Source organism: Nocardioides sp. CPCC 206348, assembly GCF_048654705.1.
Lineage (GTDB): Bacteria > Actinomycetota > Actinomycetes > Propionibacteriales > Nocardioidaceae > Nocardioides.
On the sequence record NZ_JBMCZA010000200.1, the window covers coordinates 20,073 to 21,057 of the forward strand.

The 985-nt window shown below is 64.1% G+C and carries 1 pseudogene; it reads left to right on the forward strand.

The window, feature by feature from the left end:
- Nucleotides 1-985, forward strand: a pseudogene (locus ACOADB_RS19450) (hypothetical protein); the annotation flags it as partial.

Genomic DNA, 985 nt, shown 5'->3' on the forward strand with positions numbered 1-985 from the left:
AGCAGGGGCGACCTCCTTGTTTCGTCGGCGAACACCTTCGGACCAGGCAAATTGGTCGGCCGCGATGGCGACAACCTGGTCCTGGCCTACTTCGACGCACCGAGCCAGACGCCGGAGGAGATGTACCAGGAGAATGTGCCGCGGGCCAGTTTGAAGAGGTTCGCACTGAGCCCAGAACTGCGGGTGTTCTGGCAAGACAAGACTGCCCAATGGCGGTCCGGTCGCATCATCGAGACGACCGAGCACGGTGACATCCTCGTCCGCGGGCACGAATGGGACGGCCACCTGCTCGAAGCGCAGATCTTCGTCCGCTGGGATCAACCCCTCAACGACCCTGTGGCCTTCGGTGCCGCGGGCCTCCTGGAGTCCCCTCTCCTGGCCGACATGCGGCGACCCTTTCTCCAAGGCATCCTCCGGCAGCGGTCTGCCTCGCACGGCATGCGCGGAGCCTTGTCGAGTTGCATCGAGTTGCACGAGCACCAGATTGAGACCGCCTGGCGGGTCCTACAAGACCCCGTCCAGCGGTACCTGCTCGCCGACGAGGTCGGTCTCGGAAAGACCATCGAAGCAGGCATCGTGATCCGGCAGATGCTGCTGGACAACCCGAAACTCAGCGTGCAGTTGATCCTACCGCCGTTCCTCGTCGACCAGTGGAAGCGCGAACTGCACAGCAAGTTCCGGGTCCAGGACTTCCGGCGGGCCGAGATCCGCTTCGGCCGCGATGACGAGCCGGCAACCTGGTCCCCCGCTGACCTGGTGGTCGTTGACGAGGCGCACAACCTGGCCCGACTCTCCACCAGTGACGACTCCAGTCTCGCCGCACGGTTCGAGAGCCTGGCCAAGACGGCAAACTCCAGTCCCCGGTTGCTGATGCTGTCCGCCACACCAGCACTGCACAACGAGCACGCGTTCCTGGCGATGCTCAAGTTGCTGGACCCCGCTGTTTACCAGAGAACTACGGTCGCGGAACTACGAGAGCGCCTCG